A 20,125-nucleotide genomic window follows, 5' to 3' on the forward strand; every position below is an offset into this window, starting at 1 on the left:
AAACAGAGGAAAAGAGATGTCGATCAACTACTTCGAAAGCAACGCCCGCATGAGCCAGGTCGCCGTGCACAATGGGACCGTCTACCTGGCCGGCCAGGTGCCGAGCGACGCCAGCGCTGACATGCGTGGTCAGACCGAGCAGGTGCTGGCGCGCATCGACGAGCTGCTGGCTCAGGCCGGCAGCTCCAAGGAGCACCTGATTTCGGCTCAGGTCTGGGTTACCGACATGGCCGAGTTCGACCAGATGAACGCCGCTTGGGAAGCCTGGGTGGTGCCGGGTCGTCCGCCGGTTCGCGCCGCGCTGGAAGCCAAGCTGGCCAAGCCCGAATGGAAGGTCGAGATCATGGTGATTGCGGCGCTTCCGCAGGCATCCGCCTCGAACTGATCGGGATACCTCGCTCACCACGCATAAGCCGGTGCCGCCTGCCGGCGTGGCCCTCGACCGCGCTGGGTCGTAGGGTGTCGCTTGGCCGGCGGCCTGGGGCAAGCAAGCGATCGCAGCAGACGCGGGAGCGACATGAGTCAAGCCTTATTCATTGGAGGATTGCAGGCGCTGTGCCTGATTGCCATGGCATGGGGGGCGGCGGCGCTGTGGTATCGCCTGCTGTTGCCGCAGCCGTGGCGCAAGGCGGTGTTGGTCGGCTGGCTGTTGCTGGCACTGTTGCTGGTCGTGCTGAACCTGCAGGGGATGCGGCTGGCGCTGCTTGGTCAGGCGCTGCTGGTGGCGGGCCTGCTGATCTGGTGGTTTCGCCTGCGCCCCACGCATGATCGCCCTTGGGCCGATGATGTCGTGCACCTGGCCACCGGCGAGGTTCGCCAAGGTGAGCTGATCCTGCCGCATGTTCGCAATTTTCGCTGGCACACCCGGGACGATGCCGATGTGGCTTGGGAGAAGCGTCGCTACGAACTTGCCAAGCTCGATTCGGTCGACCTGATCGTGTCGAGCTGGGGGCGCCCCGGCGTGGCCCATGTCATGGTCTCGTTCGGCTTTGAAGGGGCTGACTTCGTGGTCTTCTCGGTGGAGGTGCGGCGCCTGAGCGGAGAGCGGTTCTCGGAAATTGGTGGGTTCTTCCGCCAGTACGAGATTGCCATCATTGCCGCCGACGAGCGTGATGCGGTGGGCCTGCGAACCCATGTGCGCGGGGAGCGGGTTTCGCTGTTTCGCCTGCGGATGCCGCGCAGTGCGATGCGCTCGCTGCTGCTGGCCTATGTCGAGGAGGCCAACGACCTGGCCGCTTCGCCACGTTTCTATAACACCTTAACCGCCAATTGCACCACGCTGATCTTTGCCATGGCGCGAGGTATCGGTGCCCGCCTGCCGTTTGACTATCGGCTGCTGGTGACCGGTCGGTTACCTGGGTATGTCTATAAGGTGGGCGGGCTGTGGCCTGGCTTCAGCCTGCCTGAGTTGATGCGCCGCGGCCGGGTCGACGAGCGTGCCCGGCAGGCCGAGCGGGACCTGCACTTCTCGCAGCGGATACGACACGACGTCCCCGGCTGGAACGACGACCGGCGGGCCTGAAGGCAGGCTTCCAGCGCGTCGTGCGCCAAGGGTGCTGAACCAAAGAAAACGCCACGCTGCGGCTCAGCGTGGCGATGGCTCCCTTGGCATCTTCCTGATGCCCGGCTGTCCCTGGCGCACTTCCCGTGCGCCTGCTTCCGTGTCCCATAATCGGCAGTGTCCGTTGCCTTTCCCTCTTCGGGTGGCGTCATCATTTCATCTTGCCGTGACAGCGACGTGACGTCCTGAAGGCGGCGAGATGAACGCGACGCCTTTCCAGCCTAGCCGTCCGAGGCGGCCGCTTCCAGTGAGCTGAGCAACCCCCGCAGCAGCGAGAGCTCCTTGCGGCTGGGCTGGGCCCGGGCGAACAGGGCCTGCAGCTGGGCCTCGGTGCGAGCGTGGGGCTGGGTCAAAAAGCCGCTGACCTGCATCACCCGGCTTAAGTGCTCCTGGAAATGCGCCATCTGCTCGCGGGTCGGCTGACGCTCCTCGGCAGGGCGCGGCAGGCGATACTCGCTCTCGGGCCGCAGGCGCCACGCCTTGAACGTTTCATAGGCGAGTACCTGTACCGCCTGGGAGAGATTGAGGATGCCGTACTCGGGGTTGGCGGGGATGCTGACCTGATGGCTGCACAGCCGAATCTCGTCGTTGGTCAGGCCGGAGCGCTCGCGGCCGAACACCAGCGCCACCGGGTCGCTTCCCGCATTGGCCACCAGCTCCCGGGCCATCGCCTCGGGTTCGTCGTAGTGGGGCAGGGGCAGACTGCGCAGCCGGGCGCTGGCGCCCACCACCTGAACGCAGTCGGATACCGCCTCTTCCAGCGAGGCCACCACTCGGGCGCGGTCGACCACGTCCTCGGCGCCGGCCGCCAGCCGCAACGCCTCGGCATCGGGAAAGCAGCGAGGATTGACCAGCACCAGCTCGGTCAGGCCCATGGTCTTCATGGCCCGCGCCGAGGCGCCGATGTTGCCGGGGTGATAGGTCTGCACGAGTACGATACGAATGTTGGCGAGCATGGGTCGGCTTGCTGACTGATGAAGAAGACGATAGTAGCGCAAAGCGTCTCAATTGGAACGGGCCGGGGGTACCGTCGGGCCGGTTTTGCGACGGGACTGCTTCGTCTGATACATGGCCTCGTCGGCGCGAGCCAGCAAGGCTTCGATGTCCTTTTCTCCAGGACGAGAGGTGGCGACGCCCACACTGGCACCCGCGTAGTCGAGCTGGATGATACCGAGGTCGAATACTCCACGGGTCAGGTCGGAGAGACGTTGGGCAATCACCTCGCGGACCGCGTCTGGCTGCTCGCGCGGGACGTTGCCGAACACGACGAACTCGTCGCCCCCGATGCGTGCAAGGGCGTCACCATCCCGGATGCCGGCTTTCAACGTTCTTGCCATCTCGATGAGAAAGCGGTCGCCGGCATCGTGTCCATGTTGATCGTTGATGTGTTTGAATCCGTCAAGATCGATGAAAGCCAGGTGAACGGTTGTGTTCATGCGCTCCGCATTGGCCAGCGCCCGCTTGAGTTCGGTTTCCATGGCGCGGCGATTGGGGATTCCCGTCAGCGGATCGGAAAGGGCGTACTCCTTGAATGTGGTGTGCTCCTGTCTGAGAGCGTCCAGCAGCCGATCCCTTTCGAGTTGACGGGCGATCAAGCGGCTGAACATGGCGAGCAGGCGCCGCGCGCGGGGACTGACAGGTTTCTTGTGCTTGCTGGCTCCGCACAGAGTTCCGTAGAGCTCGTGCTGGCCGATATGTACCGGCTCGCTGATATAGGTCTTGAGGCCAAGGGCACTCGCTGCCTTGGAATTTCCCCAGCAGCCAGGCACATCGTCGGTGAAGGGCGTGTTCTCATCCATTGCGCGCTTGCACAGGGTGTCCCCCCAGGGCACCGTCAAGCCCTCGGGAATCTCGAGATCTCTGGAATTACGAGAGAAGACGACCCTCTGCACATTGTTTTCCGAGTCGATACGGGTCAGATAAGTCGATTCGAGTCCGGTGACGGCTTCCAGCAGCTCGAGCAGAGAATTGACCAGCGATTCCAGGCTGTCATCTTCGGCAACCGCCACGGCCAACTTGTCCAGTATGTCCACCATGCTCGTCTCGTTCTCGCTTGTGACCGGTCGTGACGGCAGCGGAGCCGACCGTTTCCACCATAGTAACGCTTTTGAAACCGAGTCACATTCCTGCAAGACCGTCCATAAAGAACAAGCCCCGCACGATGGCGGGGCTTGCGAAGGGCTAAGGGGATGGCTGGCTTACATCATGCCGCCCATACCGCCCATGCCACCCATGCCGCCCATGTCCGGACCTTCCTTCTCTTCCGGATCGTCGGCGATCATGCACTCGGTGGTGATCATCAGGCCTGCCACGGAGCCGGCGGACTGCAGCGCAGTACGGGTCACCTTGGCCGGGTCCAGCACGCCCATTTCGAACATGTCGCCGAATTCACCGGTCTGGGCGTTGTAGCCGAAGTTGCCTTCGCCTGCTTTCACCTCGTTGAGGATCACGGAAGCTTCCTGGCCGGCGTTGGTGACGATCTGACGCAGCGGAGACTCCATGGCGCGCAGCGCGATGGCGATACCGTGGGTCTGGTCCTCGTTCTCGCCCTTGAGGTCCTTGATCTTGGTCAGCACGCGCACCAGGGCGGTACCGCCGCCAGGCACCACGCCTTCCTCGACCGCAGCGCGAGTGGAGTGCAGGGCGTCTTCGACGCGGGCCTTCTTCTCCTTCATCTCGACTTCGGTAGCGGCACCGACGCGGATCACGGCAACGCCGCCGGCCAGCTTGGCGACGCGCTCCTGCAGCTTCTCGCGGTCGTAGTCGGAAGAAGTCTCTTCGATCTGCGCGCGGATCTGGTTGACGCGGGCTTCGATGTCGCCCTCGTTACCGGCGCCGTCGATGATGGTGGTGTTCTCCTTGGACATGGTGATGCGCTTGGCGCTGCCCAGGTGATCCAGGTTGGCCTGCTCCAGGGTCAGACCGACTTCCTCGGAGATCACGGTGCCGTTGGTCAGGATGGCGATGTCCTGCAGCATGGCCTTGCGACGGTCGCCGAAGCCGGGCGCCTTGGCAGCCGCAACCTTGACGATGCCGCGCATGTTGTTGACCACCAGGGTGGCCAGGGCCTCGCCTTCGATATCCTCGGCGATGATTGCCAGCGGCTTGCCGGACTTGGCGACGGCTTCCAGCACCGGCAGCAGTTCGCGGATGTTGGAGATCTTCTTGTCGACCAGCAGCAGGTAGGGGTCTTCCAGCTCGACCGCCATGGTGTCCTGGTTGGTCACGAAGTAGGGCGACAGGTAGCCGCGGTCGAACTGCATGCCTTCGACCACTTCCAGCTCGTCCTCGAAGCCGCGACCTTCGTCGACGGTGATGACGCCTTCCTTGCCGACCTTCTCCATGGCTTCGGCGATGATCTCACCGATGCGCTTGTCGCCGTTGGCGGAGATGGTGCCGACCTGGGCGATGGCCTTGGAGTCGGTGCAGGGCACGGCCAGGGCCTCGATTTCCTTGACTGCCGCGATGACGGCCTGGTCGATGCCTCGCTTCAGATCCATCGGGTTCATGCCGGCGGTCACGCCCTTCATGCCCTCGGTGACGATGGACTGGGCCAGCACGGTGGCGGTAGTGGTGCCGTCGCCGGCAACGTCGGAGGTCTTGGAAGCGACTTCCTTGACCATCTGCGCGCCCATGTTCTCGAACTTGTCCTTCAGTTCGATTTCTTTGGCCACGGAGACGCCGTCCTTGGTCACGGTCGGTGCACCGAAGGACTTGTCCAGTACCACGTTGCGGCCTTTCGGGCCCAGGGTAGCCTTGACGGCGTTGGCCAGGACGTCGACGCCACGGGCCATGCGCTTGCGGGCGTCATCGGAGAACTTGACTTGTTTCGCTGCCATTTTTCGTAACTTCCTGTGAGTTCGTGAACGACGTATGAACGGAGTTGCGTAGGAGTGGCTTAGCCTTCAACCACGGCGAGAATGTCGGACTCGCTCATGATCAGGACTTCCTCGCCATCGATCTTCTGCTTCTCGACGCCAAAGCCATCCTTGAAAATCACGGTGTCGCCAACTTTGACGTCCAGCGGGCGAACGTCACCGTTGTCGAGAATCCGGCCGTTACCGACGGCGAGCACTTCGCCACGAGTCGGCTTTTCCTGGGCGTTGCCCGGAAGCACGATGCCGCCAGCGGTTTTTTGCTCTTCTTCAACGCGACGGATGACGACGCGATCGTGCAAGGGACGGATGTTCATTGCTCACGTTCTCCTGATGGTCTGTTATGCCATGATGAAAGGCATGGCGGTTCACATCACCCTTCCAGCGCGGCTGGAAGGTGGAGGCGAGGACGCCTTCCTTGTCAAAGACGCCGAGAGGTTCTCGGCATCGTAGCCTAGTGCTGACCGTGAAATGGGGCCGGGCAAGTTCCTTTCAAGGGCCAGCACGAAAAATTTTTCGCCGCACGGTACAGCCGCCCGTGGCGCTAGCGGCGCGGCTCGTCACGGCTGATGAAATCACCTTCCAAGGGGTCACCCTGGCGGCCCTGACGGGGTTTGTCGTGGGCCTGGTGGTGCTCGGCGTCGGCATTCGTCTCCTGCTCATGTTGCCCAGGGCGAGGCCCTTGGCCACGGCCCGCGGCGGCAACCAGCACGCGAAGATGGGCGCCGGCCAGCAGCCGGCCCAGCGTGCGGCGGGCGCCGGGAACGATACATGCCAGCCCGAGCAGGTCGGAAAGAAAGCCGGGGGCCAGCAGCAGGGCACCACCGAAGATCAGCGCGGCGCCGGTCAGCAGTTCGCTGGAGGGCAGTTCGCCCTGGCTCAAGCGCTGCTTGGCCCGGCTCAATGCGGCCGTGCCCTGCCGGCGAATGAGATGCAGGCCAACGAAGCCGGTGGAGAGCAGCAGTGCCAGAGTGACCGGCAGGCCGATATAGCTGCCGACGGTAAACAGGACGACGAAGTCGAGCAGGGTGAACAGCGTGAAGAGGATCAGGATGGGCATGACGACTCCGTCTAGGTGGCTTCACGCTATGTGGGGGCGTCTGCTCGCAAATCAAGCGTAGCTGAAGGCGGCTGGCAATGGCGCTGGCCGGGCGCTACGCTGCAGTGCAAAAAGCGGCGAATCAGTTCAAGTTATGGCATCTTGCCGCCGATTAACCCTGTAGCCGCAGCTGCGGGAATAAGCGACGTCCAGGGAAGGGCGCTTGCCTGTGGGATAGCCGGCAGGCAATGAATGACAGACCACCTCTGGGGACAGTGAATGAAAGTCGAGAAACGTGTAATTGCCATTACCGGTGGGGCCCGGGGCCTCGGGCTTGCCATGGCGCGTCGCCTTGGGCGTCAGGGCGCGTTGGTGGCCTTGCTGGACACCGATGCCGACGCCATGGACAAGGCAGTATCCGCGCTGCACAAGGAGAACGTGCGAGCCAGTGCCTTCACCGTGAACGTGGCGGACGAGGCCTCGGTGAAGCAAGCCTTCGGTGCGGTGTCGGCATCGCTGGGTCCGGTCAGCGGCCTGGTGAACAATGCCGGTATCCTGCGCGATGCGCTGCTGGTCAAGGCGAAGGACGGCAAGGTCGAAAAGACCATGTCGCTGGAGCAGTGGCGGTCGGTCATCGACGTCAACCTCACCGGGGTGTTCCTGTGCGGGCGTGAAGCCGCTGCCCAGATGATCGAGGCGGAGCACGACGGGGTGATCGTCAATATCTCCAGCATTTCCCGTGCCGGCAACATGGGGCAGAGCAACTATGCGGCCGCCAAGGCTGCCGTGGTAGCGCTGACCACCACTTGGGCCAAGGAGCTGGCACGCTACGGCATTCGCGTAGGCGCGGTGGCGCCAGGTTTCATCAAGACCGACATGACGGCCTCGATGCGTGACGACATGCTGGAGAAGCTGACCTCAGGTGTCCCGCTCAGGCGCCTTGGCGACCCCGAGCATATCGCCCAGAGCGTGGCCTTCATCATCGAGAACGATTACTTCACCGGCCGCGTGATCGAGTGCGACGGCGGCCTGCGGCTGTAGCTCGTTTCAGCCATGCATCCCCAAGGCGCTTATTGAATCGACGGCCTGCTGGTGGCCTGTCGCTGGGACAGCCGCTCTAGTGCCGAAGAGATGAAGCGCAGCGAGACCGGCATTATGCCGGCCTCGCCGTGTCGCCCAACCCAGTTGTCAGAACGTGATCTGATCCCGCAGCCTGGCGACCGTCGCCGGCCCGATGCCGCTGACCCGGGTCAGGTCGTCGGCGCTCTCGTAGTCGCCGTTCGCTTCACGGTCTTCGATGATTGCCTGGGCGCGGGTTGGGCCGATACCCGGCAGTTCTGTCAGCAGCTCCGCATCGGCCGTGTTGACGTTGATGGGTGCTACCTCCTGCGCCGAGGCCAGCGTGGCCACACTAAGCATCAGGCCCAGCAAGGCGGCTCGCAAGAAACCCTTCATGGGTCTTCTCCTTTTATCGTTGTCGATGCCGGGCACCGGCTGGTGCCCCGATAAACGCTAATGCAGAACACGCTGAACCATGCAGAGTCCTGAGGCGATGCGAGACGTAAGCGTGAGCGCATTTCGCACGCGGTAGTGGTCCTGGCACGCTGTCAGCCAATCACGCGAAACAGAGTAGGCTCAAGCCTGGTAAAGGCGGGGTGGTGATGTCTGGAAAGCCGAGTAGCGTCAGAGCGCTCCGAAAAACAAAGACCGGAAAGGGAAAAGCCGGGGTAAGGAAATGCAAGGAAGGTAATGCAAGTAAGGCATACAAGCGCCAGGGCAGTGCAGCTGCCGAAGCCTGGGCATTTTGCCTACCGGCGAGCGCCGGCAGGCATGGTCGGCTAGGCGTTCGCCACGGCGTCGGTGCGCGCCGCCAGGATGAAGTCGTTCTTGTGCAGGCCTTTCATTTCATGAGACCACCAGGTCACGGTGACCTTGCCCCATTCGGTGAGCAGGGCGGGGTGGTGGCCCGCTTCCTCGGCAATCTCGCCGACCCGGTTGGTGAAGGCCAGCGCCTGCTTGAAGTTGCGGAACTTGAAGACGCGCTCGAGCTGCTTGATGCCGTCGCGCTCCTCGACGCTCCACTCGGGAATGTCGCGCCTGAGCGTCTCGAGTTCGTCGTCGGTGACATGGGGTGCGTCCCAGCTGCACGCTTCGCACTGCTGTTCGGAAAGTTGGGTCATGGTCGCTCCTCGTCGGGGTTTGTTGGTATGGGTGTCGTCGCTTGCGTTCAGGCTTACGCCTTGGCTGCCTTCGGGGCCGGCTCGAAGCGCGGTTCGTGCAGGCCCAGCGCCATGGCCCGGTGCACCATGGCCATGATGTCCTGCTGGGAAAGGTCGTGCAGGGTCGTGAGATCGTCCAGTACGTAGTAGAGCGGCTGCAGGATGTCGATGCGGTACGGGGTGCGCAGCGCCTCGATGGGGTCGAATGGCAGATGCTCGGGCGTATCCGACAGTGCGTGCAGGGTCTCCTTGGGCGAGGAGATGATGCCGCCACCGTAGATGCGCCGGCCGGCCGGGGTATCCACCAGGCCGAACTCCACGGTCATCCAGTACAGGCGCGCCAGGTAGACCCTCTGCTTGGGTTCGGCTGCGAGGCCCAGGCGGCCATAGGTGGCAGTGAACTCGGCGAAGGCCGGGTTGGTGAGCATCGGGCAGTGGCCGAAGATCTCGTGGAAGATGTCCGGCTCCTTGAGGTAGTCGAGCTCTTCCGGGGTACGGATGAAGGTGGCCACCGGGAAGCGCCGGTTGGCCAGCAGCTTGAAGAAGGTGTCGAACGGGATCAGCGCCGGTACCTGGGCGGTTTGCCAGCCGGTGGCCGCCTGCAGCACGCGGTCGATGTCGGCGAGCTGGGGGATGCGCTCCTCGGGCAGGGCGAGGCGCTCCAGGCCGTCGAGGTACTCTTGGCAGACGCGACCTTCGAGCATGCCGAGCTGGCGCTGCATTAGGGTCTGCCAGGTGGCGTTGTCCTGTTCCGGCCAGTCGATATAGCCATTCTCGTCGGGCAGGCGGGCGCGGTAGCCGGTCTTGCTGGCGACATCGCTCAGATGCGGATGGGATGACGTCATGGGGCACTCCGGTCGGCTGAAATCTTGTGTTTGTGTGGCGAACCTTTGACTCGAGTCTAGGGCCGGTATGCGCCTTGCCTGTCAGGCTGCGGATGGCTTTTTTGATGGCAATTGAGGGTTTGGCGTAAAGAAATCATGACGGTGGATGCCGTTTCGCCTTCCCATAGCGTCGATTTCGGCAACTTCGAGGTTTGTCCTGTCTCGGGTGTCACGTTATCTTTACAGGCGAGTCACGTCGGCTTGACGTGCTTTTTCGCGCCCGGAGGCACCAGCGCCATGAGATTGAGGTTTCACTGCCAGAACCGCATCGGCATCCTGCGCGATATCGTGTCCCACTTCGTCGACTACGGCCTCAACGTGGCGCGGGGCGAGGTGGGCGGTGAGCATGGCAACGCCATCTATCTGCACATCCCCAACCTGCTCAATGTGCAGCTGGCCACGCTGAAGCCGGTGCTCGAGGCGATACCGGGGGTGTTCGGGGTGCGCCGGGTCAGCCTGATGCCCAGCGAGCGGCGCCATCTCGAGCTCGATGCGCTGCTCTCGTCGCTCTCCGATCCGGTGATGTCGATCGACATGGAGGGCCATATCGTTGCCGCCAACCGGGCGGCGGGGCAGCTGCTCGGGGTGCGCATCGACGAGGTGCCGGGGCTGTCGCTGAACCGCTACCTGCCTGACGTGGATCTGCCGGCGCTGGTGCGGCGCAACAATGCGCGGGTCAACGGCCTGCGCATCAAGCTGCGCGAGGCGACCTTCCTCGCCGATATCGCGCCGCTGCACCGCGAGCACCTCGACGATGTGGCTTCCCTGGCCGGCGCGGTGGTGACCCTGCACAGCGCCGACCGGATCGGCGAGCGCATCTACCAGGTGCAACGCCAGGAGCTGCGTGGCTTCGATGCGCTGTTCCAGGCCAGCCCCCGGCTGGCCGCGCTGATCCGCGAGGCGCGGCGCATGGCGCCGTTGGACGCGCCGCTGCTGATCCACGGCGAGACCGGTACCGGCAAGGAGCTGCTGGCGCGCGCCTGCCATCTGGCCAGCGCCCGCGGACAGTCGCCGTTCATGGCGCTCAACTGTGCCGGCCTGCCGGAGTCGATGGCCGAGACGGAGCTGTTCGGCTATGCGCCGGGCGCCTTCGAGGGGGCTCGCCCCGAGGGCAAGCTCGGGCTGCTGGAGATGACCGCGGGCGGCACCATCTTTCTCGACGAGGTGGGGGAAATGAGCCCGCGGCTGCAGGTCAAGCTGCTGCGTTTCCTGCAGGACGGCGGCTTTCGCCGGGTGGGCAGCGACGAGGAGACCTATCTCGACGTGCGGGTCATCTGTGCCACCCAGCAGGACCTGCCCCGGCTCTGCGCCGAGGGCCACTTCCGTCAGGATCTCTATCATCGGCTCAACGTGCTGTCGCTGGCGGTGCCGCCGCTGCGCGACTGTCTCGACGGCATCGAGGCCATGGCGCTGCACTTCATCGATCGCGCCGCGCGTCAGATCGGCTGTCGCATGCCGGCGCTGTCGCCGGCGGCGCTGGCCAGACTCTCTACCTATCACTGGCCGGGTAACGTGCGCCAGTTGGAGAACGTGCTGTTCCAGGCGGTATCGCTGTGCGAGGGCGACGCCATCGAGCCGGGCCACCTGCGCCTGCCGGACGTGGGCGAGGCGCCGGGGCTCTCGGGCATCGATCTCGACGGCTCGCTCGCCGGCATCATGGGCGACGTGGAGCGTCGTATCCTGGCCTCGCTCTATCCGCAGTATCCCTCGAGCCGCCAACTGGCCAAGCGGCTCGGGGTCTCGCACACCACCATTGCCAACAAGCTGCGCCATTACGGCATCGGTGCGGGTGACGCCTGACCCTCGACCAGCGTCGTGCGAGCGGCCAGCTCCCTGACCTCGGCGTAACGGTAGGCTTCCAGCGCGCCGAAGCCTGCCAGGCGGCGCGCCTTGAGCCGGGTGAGCAGGGGGCTGGTCAGGCCGCACAGGAAGCGCGCCAGCAGGTCCGGCGTGGCGGGATGAGGCTCGTCGCTGGCTGCCAGCTGTTGCGCCAGCTCGCCCGCGAGCCGTGCGACGGTCTCGCGTGTTATGGGCTCGAGCGGTTCGGGTTCGGGCAGGTTGGCAATGGCGCCGCGGCAGGCCGAGCAGTGGCCGCAGCGCTCCGGCGCCCGGGTGTCGCCGAACCATTCGGAAAGCCGGCGGCTCAGACACGCCGCGCTCTCGAACAGCGCCAGCATGGCGTGCAGGCGCTCGATCTCGGCCCGCTCCTTGTCGTGGAAATAGGCGTGCAGCTCCTCGCTCAGGGCCGCGGCGTCGATGTCGCTGCGCAGCACCTCATAGACCTCGGTCATCTGCTTGCTTTCGAGCACCATCCAGCCCTGGGCGACGAAATAGTCCAGCGCGGTGAGCACGCGGGCGCGTTCGACGTTGAGCCCGCGCTCCTCGCCCAGCCGTTCGAGGGCCGCGAAGTCGAGGTTGAACCAGGTGCGGGCACGCTGGGAGGCGTCGACAATCGCCTGGACGAAGGCGCTGCGTTCGCCCTCGAAGCGCGATACCAAGGTTTCGGGTTCGTCGTGCAGGCGGAAGCGGTACTCGGCGAAGTAGCTGTAGCGCGGCGCGATGTAGCCGCGCAGCTCGAGCTGCACCAGCAGCGTCTTGAGCGGCAGCGGACGAATGTTGCTGTGCTGGGAGAGCGAATTGAGCACCAGCTCCCACTGGCGTGCGGCCCCGGCCGCCTCGATCAGCTCGTCGATCACCTTGCGGATGCCGTGAAGCTCCGGGGTTTCGCCGTAGACGAAGTTCTCCAGCACGTTGACGTGATCGCGCCCGGCCAGCATCAGGCAGTCGGAGGGCTTTCCGTCGCGGCCGGCCCGACCGATCTCCTGACTGTAGTTCTCCACCGACTTGGGCAGATCGAAGTGCACCACGTTGCGAATGTCGGCCTTGTCGATGCCCATGCCGAAGGCGATGGTGGCGACGATGCAGGGTGTCTGGCCGGCCATGAAGTCGCGTTGGATGCGCTCGCGGGTCTCGGCGTCGAGCCCGGCGTGGTAGGCGGTGGCAACGAAGCCGGCCTTGCTCAGGTAGGCGGCCAGACGCTCGGCGGTCTGCTGCAGGGTGACGTAGACGATGGTGGGCTGGGGCGGCTCGCCGCCGAGCCGGGGGCGGAGCCACTGGACCAAGCGGCGCGGCCGCGTCTCGGCCGGCACTGGCGCCACCTCCAGATTGAGATTGGGGCGGTAGAAGCCGGTGGCGGTGACGTCGCCCTCGGCGATGCCGAAGCGCTCGCGCATGTCGGCGATGACCCGCGGCGTGGCCGTGGCGGTCAGCAGCAGTACCTGGGGGATGCCGAACTCATGGCGGTAGTGGGGCAGCTTGAGATAGTCCGGGCGGAAGTTGTGACCCCACTCCGAGATGCAGTGGGCTTCGTCCACGACCAACAACGAGATCGGCACGCGGCGGATGAAGGCGCGGAAGCGCTCGTTCTTGAGCCGCTCCACCGAGACCATGAGGATGCGGATCTCGCCGCGCTTGACGCCTTCCATCACTGCCGCCGTTTCCTCGCGGCTCTGGCCCGAGTCGATGCTGGCGGCGGCGATGCCGTGGCGCGCCAGGAAGGCCAGCTGATCCTGCATCAGCGCCAGCAGCGGCGAGATGACCAGGGTCAGGTGGGGCAGGTGCAGCGCCGGCAGCTGATAGCACAGCGACTTGCCCGAGCCGGTGGGAAAGATCGCCGCCGCCGAACGGCCGGCGGTGATCGCTTCGATGACCGGGCGCTGGCCGGGGCGGAAGTCGTCATAGCCGAAGACCTGCTGTAACGTCTGGTCGATCACTGGGGCACTCCCTGCTCGGTTATTTTGCGTTGCGCTTATGCGAAAGGTGAAGGCCATGACGACCACCGGACGCACATTCTCGCATATCGTCGGTTTCGACGAATGTCCGTTCCGGCATGCACAGGCGGTACGCCATTCGCGCATGGCGGCGTGATACCGCTGTCAATGGCGCGGCTGCCAGCCTCGTGGTGGCCCTGAACGTGCAGCCGATTGGTGCGCCTGGCCCGGGTGGGTAGAATGGCCGTTTGCGATCCAGCGCTAACCGATCAAGGACGCGGCATGGCTCACCTGCTACGCATCGTGATGATTCACGGCCATCTGGAAGGGGTGGTCGAGCTCAGTGTGGACGGGCACACCAACATCTGCGGCACCAACGCCTCGGGCAAGACCACCCTGCAGCGGCTGGTCCCGGTGTTCTTCGGCGAGCTGCCCAACCGGGTGGTGCCCAAGACCCGGCTCAAGTTCGACGCCTTCTACCTGCCGCACCGCAACAGCTACCTGGTCTACGAATATCGCCGCGAAGAGGGTGACATCTGCCAGGCGGTGCTGACCCGCAAGAGCGAAGGCGGCGTGGAGTACCGCTTCGTCGCCGCCCCCTATCGCCCGGAAGACTACCTGGTGCAGAGCGAGGCCGGCGTCACCGCCCTCGACTACGCCCAGTGGTTCAGCGGCCTGCGCCGCGAGGGGATCACCACCTCGCCCAAGCTGGGGGCCACTTCCGAATATCGCGCGGTGATCCAGAACGACTTCACCCAGCACGGCAGCGGCGCCGGCAGCCGCCGCGAGCTGCTGCGCCTGCGCCAGGTCGCCGCACGTTTCAGCCTAGTGCGAGCTGGGCAACGCATTCGCCACATGGAGAAGCTGGTCTCGGCGGTGCACGCCAAGGAGGGCAAGATGGATACCCTCAAGACCATGCTGGCGGCCATCTTCGAGGAGGATGGTGTCGAGCTGCCGGTAACGCGGATCCGCAATACCAAAGCGCGCGAGTGGATCGCCCGCATGCGTCAGTCGAAGCGCCTGGAACCATTGCAGCGCGCCCTGGAGTCCCTCGAGTGCCTCGACCGGGAAACCGCCGAACTCGAGGCGACGCTGTGGCAGCTGCGGCCCCAGCTCGAGGCCGACCGCCATCGCGCCGAGCGCGCCGGCGCCGATCTCGAAGCGCAGCTGAACGAACGCCAGCGCGGCTTCCAGACCCTTGAGCAGGCCCATGAGGAGGCGCGTGGCCGCCTTAATGCGCGGATCAGCGAACTCGACAGCGTGCTGGACCAGACACGCCGCGACCTCGACGACCTGCAGCGCCGCTTCGAAGCCTACGCCGAGGCCGACATGCCGGGGCTCGAACGCGACCTCGCCGCGCTGCCCCAGTGGCGCGAGCAGCGCCAGCAGCTGCACGACCACCTCGAGGAGATCCAGCGTGTGGCGCGCGAGAGCCGCGCGCGCCTGGATGCCAGGCTGGTCGAGCTCGGCGACCTGCAGGCACGCCACGGCGAGGAGATCCAAGGGCTGGTCGATGCGCTGGGCGACGAGAAAGAGCGCAGCCGTGAAGCCCATGACGAAGAAGAGCGCCGCCTGGATGCCGACTACCAGACTCGCCGCGAGGCGCTGGACCACGGCTACCGGGAACGCCTGGAGCAGGGCACCGCCGCCATTTCCGAGCTCAAGGCGCGGCTGGCCCACGGCGCCCCGACCCCGGAGGAGACCCGCGAGGCCGAGCAGGCCCAGGCACGGGTGGACCAGGCCCAGAGCGAGCAGCGCGCCGCCGCCGCTGCGGTGGAGAGCGTACGCAGCGAGCACGAGGCCTGCCGTGAGGCGCGCGATCTCGCCGAGCGCGAACTTGAACAGGGGCGAGCGCAGCGCTCCCGGGCCCAGGCGCGGCTCGATGGGCTGCTGGCCCAGCGCGACCCCGCCCAGGGCAGCCTGCGCCACTTCCTGCGTCACCACTGCCCGGGCTGGGAGCAGAGCCTGGGCAAGGCGATCGACCCGGCACTGCTCGAGCGTCGTGACCTTGCCCCGCAGCTGAACCCGCACGCCAGCGACGACCTGTTCGGGCTGACGCTGGATCTTGCTGCCATCGCCTTGCCCGAGCATGCCCGGGACGAGGCCGCCCTGCTGGCCGAGATCGACGCGGCCGGACAGGCGCTGGCCCAGGCCCAGGAGGCCGAGCAGGGCGCCGAGAAGGCGCTCAGGGCGTCCCATGCCAAGGTGCAGGAGGCTGCTGCACGCCTAGAGCGTGCCCGCAGCAGCGCCCGTCGCGCCGCCGAGGAGGTGGATTACGCCCTGCAGGCCCGCAGCCAGTGCCATCAGCGCCACGCCGCCGCACGCCAGGCGCGCGAGGCCACCTGGCGCGAGGCGCTGGAGGAGCGCCAGGCCCAGCAGCAAGCGCTACGCGATGAACAGCGCCAGGCCCTGCAGGCGTTGGCCGATACCCACCGCGCCCAGCGTCTGGAACTCACCGCCGATTTCCAGGGGCGTATGGCTGGCCTCGACGGGCAGATCGCCCAGCACCGCCGCCAGCTGGCCGAATTCAAGGAGGAGACCCGCCGCCAGCGCGAGGAGCTGCAGGCCGCCTACGATCGCGAACTGGCCGAGCAGGGCGTGGATACGGTGACCCTCAGCCAGACTCGCACCCGCCTCAAGGCGCTGGACGAACGCATCCGCCAGACCGAGGCGCGACGCGAGGAGTTGGACGACTACACCCGCTTCATGCGGGTGGCCTGGGGCGAGCGCAAGCCGAGCCTGGTGGCGCAGGAGGCCGACCTAGCCCGTGACCACCAGGCCGCCGAGCGCGAGCGTGAGACCCTCGACCAGCAGTTCCAGGCCGCCCGGCGCGAGCACCAGGCGGCGGTGGGCGAGCTCAAGGCGCGGCGCAGCGTCGAGCAGCAGCTGCTGGAGATGCTGACGCCGCTGCTGGCCAGGCTCGAATCGCTGCCGCTTGCGAGCGCTCCGGCTCCCCTGGGCGAGGCCCCGGGCGACACCGAGGAGCGCATCGAGCGGGCGCGCCAGGCACTGGCCGAGCATGCCCGGACCCTGGAGGCGCTGCGCCGCGGCTGCGAGAAGCTAGAGGCGGACCTGATCAAGGGCGCCAGCAGCGACTTCCAGGAGACCCTGGAGGCCGAGCGAGCCCGGCTCGAAGACCCGAGTCCGCGTCGCCTGCTGGCCGTGCTGGCCGGCATGCTGACGCTGCTGGAAGGGCAGCAACAGCAGCTGCTGCAGGAGGGCCGCAACCTTTCCGACGACCTCGACAAGTTCTTCACCGTGTTTCGTGACCTCAACCGGCGCATCAATGCCCAGAGCCGGCGCCTCTCCGACGAGGTGGCCGACGACCTCAAGCTGGAAGGCATCGGTCGCGCCGAGGTGAAGATCCAGTCGACCATCGACGAGCTCGGCTTCTGGGAGCCGCTCAAGCGCTTCGCCCAGCACTATCGCGAATGGCGCGACTCCGGCCAGCCGCTGCCCGGCGACGACTACCTCGACACCCTTTCCGATGTGGTGGAGCTGCTGCGCAGCGACCAGCAGTACAGCTTCGAGAGCCTGCTGCGCCTGGAGCTGCACCTCAATGAGGGCGGCACCGACCTGGTGATCAAGAACGACCGCCAGCTGCTGGAGTCCTCCAGCCACGGCATGGCCTACCTGATCCTGTGCAAGTTCCTGCTCGCCTTCACCCGGCTGCTGCGCGGCCAGGCCGAAGTAGCCATCCACTGGCCGATCGACGAGATCGGTACCTTGGCCTACCACAACGTCGAGAAGCTGTTCGATGCCTGCAACAACAACCGCATCCATATCGTCGGCGCCTTCCCCAATCCGGAGTCGGACGTGCTGCTGCTGTTCCGCAACCGCTACCTGATCGACCGCGACGAAGCCGACCCCGGCAAGCGTCGCCTCAAGCGCATCGAACCGCGTCTGAGCCGCCTGGCCCAGCGCCTGCAGGCCCGCGCCGAGGAGGTGGCGTCATGAGCGACGTGACTCACATCGAAGGCGCCGGGGTCGAGCGCTCCATGGTCGAGCTGGGCCCGCTGCTCGAACGCCTGTTGGCCGGCGAGTTCATCTGTGCGGTGAGCGATGAGGGCGCCTTTCGCCGCCTGCAGGATGAGGCCACCCGCGAGCGGATCGACGCCTACCTGCGACCGCTCAACCGCCGGCTGGCCGCCACCGATGAAGGCAGCGTCTACTTCCTGGCGTGGCGGCGGCTCGACGACGCGGCCCGCGAGCAGCTGTCGCGCCAGCTGGGCGACACCGTGGCCAGCCTGATGCCGCTGCTGGAGTGGCTGCAGCTGGTGCAGGAAGCGCTGGGCCGCGACGGCCTGGCCGCTCCCGGCGACGTGCTCAAGCCCGCCGACTTCAGCTCGCGCTGCGAGGATCACCAGGGCCTGCGCGAGCGTCTGGAGCGGCTGGCCACCGACCCCTTCTTCGGCTCCCAGAGCGACCAGCTCGACGCCCAGCTCAAGCAGGTCTTCAAGCGCCTCAAGGAGCACGGTTACCTGCAACAGCCCCACGCCGATCGCCAGTACTTCGTGGTTACCGGCAAGATCGATTACCTGATCGACCTGGTGCGCTTCATCCGCGATGAGGAGAACCTGCCCATCGACGATCAGGCGCCGGCGGAGCAGGAGCGCCTGCTGTGAGCGGCGCCTCTCCCAATGCCCTGGAGAGCCGCCTGATCACGACCGGCGTGGAACGCCTGGCGCTGCTGGGCAGGCACGCCGAGGCGCTGATGGCTGGCTACGCCCGCGACGAAGTGCCGCTGGAAGGGCTGAGCACCACTGCGCTGAACCGGCTGCTGGCGGCGCGAATCCTATGGCGGCCGGACGAGCAGAGTGGAGTGAAGCTCGCGCCCAAGGTGCGCGAGCTGATCGCCGAGATGCTGGCCGACGAGACTCGCCGCCACGTCAACGCCGACGTGGCCGAGACCCTGGAACTGATGCGCAGCCTGGTGCAGAGCTATCGCGAGGCACGGGATGCCGGTGAATACTGGCGCCAGGAGCAGCTGTTGCTGCGCCTGCGCCAGGAGGTCGACGATCTCAACGGCCGCTTCGCCGACGCCATTGACAGCCTATGGCGGCGTCTCAACGGCGACTTCGGCTTCGTCGCCCGACTCACCGACAAGATCCGCGAGAACGAGCGCGCGCAGAAGCAGATCGTGCGCCTGCTCGACGGCCTGGCGCTTATCGACTTCGATGAATTCATCACTCTGGTGGGTGCCGATGGCGCCCTGCGCAAGCTGCTGGTCAGCCGGCTGCAGCACCAGCTCACCCACCACTTCACCAGCCTGCGCGAAGTACAGCGGCGCCTGATCGAGCTGATGGCACGTTTCCGCCAGCAGCAGTCGCGCAGCCGGCTGGTGGCCGGCATGGTGGGCTTCCTGCGCGAGCATCCCGGCTTCGTGCCCGGCAACTATGCGCTGCGCAGCGATGTGCCGGCGCTGGTTAACCGTGCCGCGCCGCTGGTCGCCGCCGGGGCGGTGGCGCTGGACCGAGATGCCGATGCCCACACGCTGGCTGAGCTGCTGCATCGCCTGCCGCGACCCAGCTCGCGTTCCGAGCCGGTTGCCGCGGCTGCCGCCACCGAGCGCCACGAGGAGAGCCGGGTGGCGGCCCGCCAGCAGGCGCTGAAGGAGGACGTCGAGCGCTTCTACCTGGCGGTGGTGGACCGCGCCGGCGAAGTCGTCAGTGCCCTTGACTACTTGCAGCAGGCCGAGCACGAGTGGGGCGCGGAGATCTGGCTGTTTCAAGTCATCGCCGAATACCAGGGCCTGCCGCGCAGCGAGCAGGGCGCCTTTCGCCTGCGCCAGGAGGAGACCCAGGCCAGCCCCTTCAACCAGCTGCGGCTGATCCACGACGTGGTGCTGCAGCTCGCCTGAGGACGTTGCCATGCCGCTCTCACCGCGTGCCCGCAGGCTGTTGCGTGACATCGACCAGCGGCTGCGTCGCGGCCCCGTGGTGGATAAGCCACGAGGGAAGATCGTCGACGAAGTGCTGGCCTGGCTCGACGAGCGACACATCGATCCCGGCCCACGGCTCACCCACGCCTGGCTGCGCTTCGACCGCGCCCTGCTGGCGCAGATCGAGGACGCCATGGCGCTGAACGCAGAGGCGCCGCTGCCGGTGGTTCTCAGCGGGATGAGCAGCCTCGAGCAGGCCTGTCATGGCAACGCCGAAGAGAAGGGGCCTAGGGAAAAGCCCCGGGCATACCGGGTGCTGGCCAGCCTGCCTGCCGGCGCCCCGCGGCCGGGAATTGCCCAGGGCACGCGGGAAGTGCTCGACCTGGACCGGCGCCGGCTCGATCTCGATGCCTTCGAGGTGCTGGTGCAGGTCGAGAACCTCGACTGCCTCTATGCGCTGCCGGCCGAGCTTCCGGCACTGGCCGCCTGGGCGCGGCCGCTGATTCTGTACCGCGGCGACAGCCACTACGGCGGCGGCTTCAGGCCCCTGGTCGCCGCCTGGTCCCGCAGCGGCAAGCCGCACTTCTACTTCGGCGACTTTGATGCCAGAGGCGTCGGTATCGCCATGGAGACGGGCGCGACGCACCTGCTGCTGCCGCCGCTGGCGGGGGTTGCCCAGCGCGCCAACGCCGAGCACTTGCCTCCGGAACAGCAGAAGTACCTGCCGACCCTGCGCCAGCGCAGCGCCAAATTGCCGGCAGGACATGCGCTGGCCGGCTACCTTGAAATTTTGCTCTTCGAGCAACGTGGCCTGCGCCAGCAGTGGTTCGGCAGCGAGCTGGTCCGAGTGCCGCTTGGCTAGGGCTGGCCTGCTTTTTTACTCAACCAGAAAGGTG

The 20,125-nt window shown here is 66.1% G+C and carries 17 protein-coding genes; 8 read left to right on the forward strand and 9 right to left on the reverse strand.

The features are described from left to right. Positions 1-16: 16 nt before the first annotated feature. Positions 17-385, forward strand: coding sequence for a RidA family protein (locus ACT7B3_RS06610; protein ID WP_445157304.1), 369 nt, complete (start codon positions 17-19; stop codon positions 383-385). 132 nt (positions 386-517) lie between these two features. Continuing rightward, positions 518-1,522: an Lnb N-terminal periplasmic domain-containing protein gene (locus ACT7B3_RS06615; RefSeq protein ID WP_445157305.1), complete on the forward strand. Its 1,005-nt coding sequence runs from the start codon at positions 518-520 to the stop codon at positions 1,520-1,522. A 260-nt stretch (positions 1,523-1,782) separates the two neighbouring features. Here ACT7B3_RS06615 and ACT7B3_RS06620 read toward each other — a convergent pair whose 3' ends face one another. The 5 genes from ACT7B3_RS06620 to ACT7B3_RS06640 all read right to left on the reverse strand — a co-directional run bounded on the left by ACT7B3_RS06620 (position 1,783) and on the right by ACT7B3_RS06640 (position 6,496). Then, positions 1,783-2,517 carry an RNA methyltransferase gene (locus ACT7B3_RS06620; protein ID WP_445157306.1) on the reverse strand — a complete coding sequence of 245 codons (735 nt, stop codon included), beginning with the start codon at positions 2,515-2,517 and terminating at the stop codon, positions 1,783-1,785. 48 nt (positions 2,518-2,565) lie between these two features. Beyond that, entirely contained in the window at positions 2,566-3,597 is a 1,032-nt protein-coding gene (locus tag ACT7B3_RS06625; RefSeq protein ID WP_445157307.1) for a sensor domain-containing diguanylate cyclase, read from the reverse strand. A gap of 162 nt (positions 3,598-3,759) precedes the next feature. Continuing rightward, positions 3,760-5,400 (reverse strand): chaperonin GroEL, encoded by a 1,641-nt coding sequence (gene groL / locus ACT7B3_RS06630; RefSeq protein WP_444677919.1) that lies wholly within the window; start codon positions 5,398-5,400, stop codon positions 3,760-3,762. A gap of 59 nt (positions 5,401-5,459) precedes the next feature. Then, positions 5,460-5,753: a co-chaperone GroES gene (locus tag ACT7B3_RS06635; protein WP_010628243.1), complete on the reverse strand. Its 294-nt coding sequence runs from the start codon at positions 5,751-5,753 to the stop codon at positions 5,460-5,462. 227 nt (positions 5,754-5,980) lie between these two features. After that, positions 5,981-6,496 (reverse strand): FxsA family protein, encoded by a 516-nt coding sequence (locus ACT7B3_RS06640; RefSeq protein ID WP_444677918.1) that lies wholly within the window; start codon positions 6,494-6,496, stop codon positions 5,981-5,983. 258 nt (positions 6,497-6,754) lie between these two features. Between ACT7B3_RS06640 and ACT7B3_RS06645 the strand changes: the two genes are divergently transcribed. After that, a complete protein-coding gene (locus tag ACT7B3_RS06645; protein ID WP_445157308.1) occupies positions 6,755-7,516 on the forward strand; it encodes an SDR family oxidoreductase in 762 nt (253 codons plus the stop codon). 147 nt (positions 7,517-7,663) lie between these two features. On the opposite strand, the gene ACT7B3_RS06650 is transcribed toward ACT7B3_RS06645, so the two are convergent. From ACT7B3_RS06650 to phhA, 3 genes are all read right to left on the reverse strand, one after another. Then, positions 7,664-7,930, reverse strand: coding sequence for a ComEA family DNA-binding protein (locus tag ACT7B3_RS06650; RefSeq protein ID WP_444677916.1), 267 nt, complete (start codon positions 7,928-7,930; stop codon positions 7,664-7,666). 383 nt (positions 7,931-8,313) lie between these two features. After that, positions 8,314-8,655 carry a 4a-hydroxytetrahydrobiopterin dehydratase gene (locus tag ACT7B3_RS06655; protein ID WP_444677915.1) on the reverse strand — a complete coding sequence of 114 codons (342 nt, stop codon included), beginning with the start codon at positions 8,653-8,655 and terminating at the stop codon, positions 8,314-8,316. Positions 8,656-8,708: 53 nt separating this feature from the next. Then, a complete protein-coding gene (phhA, locus tag ACT7B3_RS06660; protein WP_445157309.1) occupies positions 8,709-9,539 on the reverse strand; it encodes a phenylalanine 4-monooxygenase in 831 nt (276 codons plus the stop codon). A 276-nt stretch (positions 9,540-9,815) separates the two neighbouring features. On the opposite strand from phhA, the gene ACT7B3_RS06665 reads away from it, so the two are divergent. Further along, entirely contained in the window at positions 9,816-11,378 is a 1,563-nt protein-coding gene (locus ACT7B3_RS06665; protein ID WP_445157310.1) for a sigma-54-dependent transcriptional regulator, read from the forward strand. Here the strand turns inward: ACT7B3_RS06665 and ACT7B3_RS06670 are convergent. Further along, on the reverse strand, positions 11,351-13,351 hold the full coding sequence (locus ACT7B3_RS06670; protein WP_445157311.1) for a RecQ family ATP-dependent DNA helicase: 2,001 nt from the start codon (positions 13,349-13,351) through the stop codon (positions 11,351-11,353). The genes ACT7B3_RS06665 and ACT7B3_RS06670 overlap by 28 nt on opposite strands. A gap of 279 nt (positions 13,352-13,630) precedes the next feature. Between ACT7B3_RS06670 and ACT7B3_RS06675 the strand changes: the two genes are divergently transcribed. Genes ACT7B3_RS06675 through ACT7B3_RS06690 form a run of 4 tightly spaced genes read left to right on the forward strand, consistent with a single transcriptional unit; the run spans position 13,631 to position 20,091 of the window. Beyond that, positions 13,631-17,305: an ATP-binding protein gene (locus ACT7B3_RS06675; RefSeq protein ID WP_445157312.1), complete on the forward strand. Its 3,675-nt coding sequence runs from the start codon at positions 13,631-13,633 to the stop codon at positions 17,303-17,305. A gap of 41 nt (positions 17,306-17,346) precedes the next feature. After that, positions 17,347-17,973, forward strand: coding sequence for a condensin complex protein MksE (locus ACT7B3_RS06680; protein WP_444679347.1), 627 nt, complete (start codon positions 17,347-17,349; stop codon positions 17,971-17,973). Further along, on the forward strand, positions 17,970-19,208 hold the full coding sequence (locus ACT7B3_RS06685; RefSeq protein ID WP_445157313.1) for a hypothetical protein: 1,239 nt from the start codon (positions 17,970-17,972) through the stop codon (positions 19,206-19,208). The genes ACT7B3_RS06680 and ACT7B3_RS06685 overlap by 4 nt, the downstream gene beginning before the upstream one ends. 10 nt (positions 19,209-19,218) lie before the next feature. Continuing rightward, entirely contained in the window at positions 19,219-20,091 is an 873-nt protein-coding gene (locus ACT7B3_RS06690; protein WP_445157314.1) for a DUF7281 domain-containing protein, read from the forward strand. The last annotated feature ends 34 nt before the right edge of the window (positions 20,092-20,125 follow it).

Source organism: Halomonas sp. E14 (genome assembly GCF_052568415.1).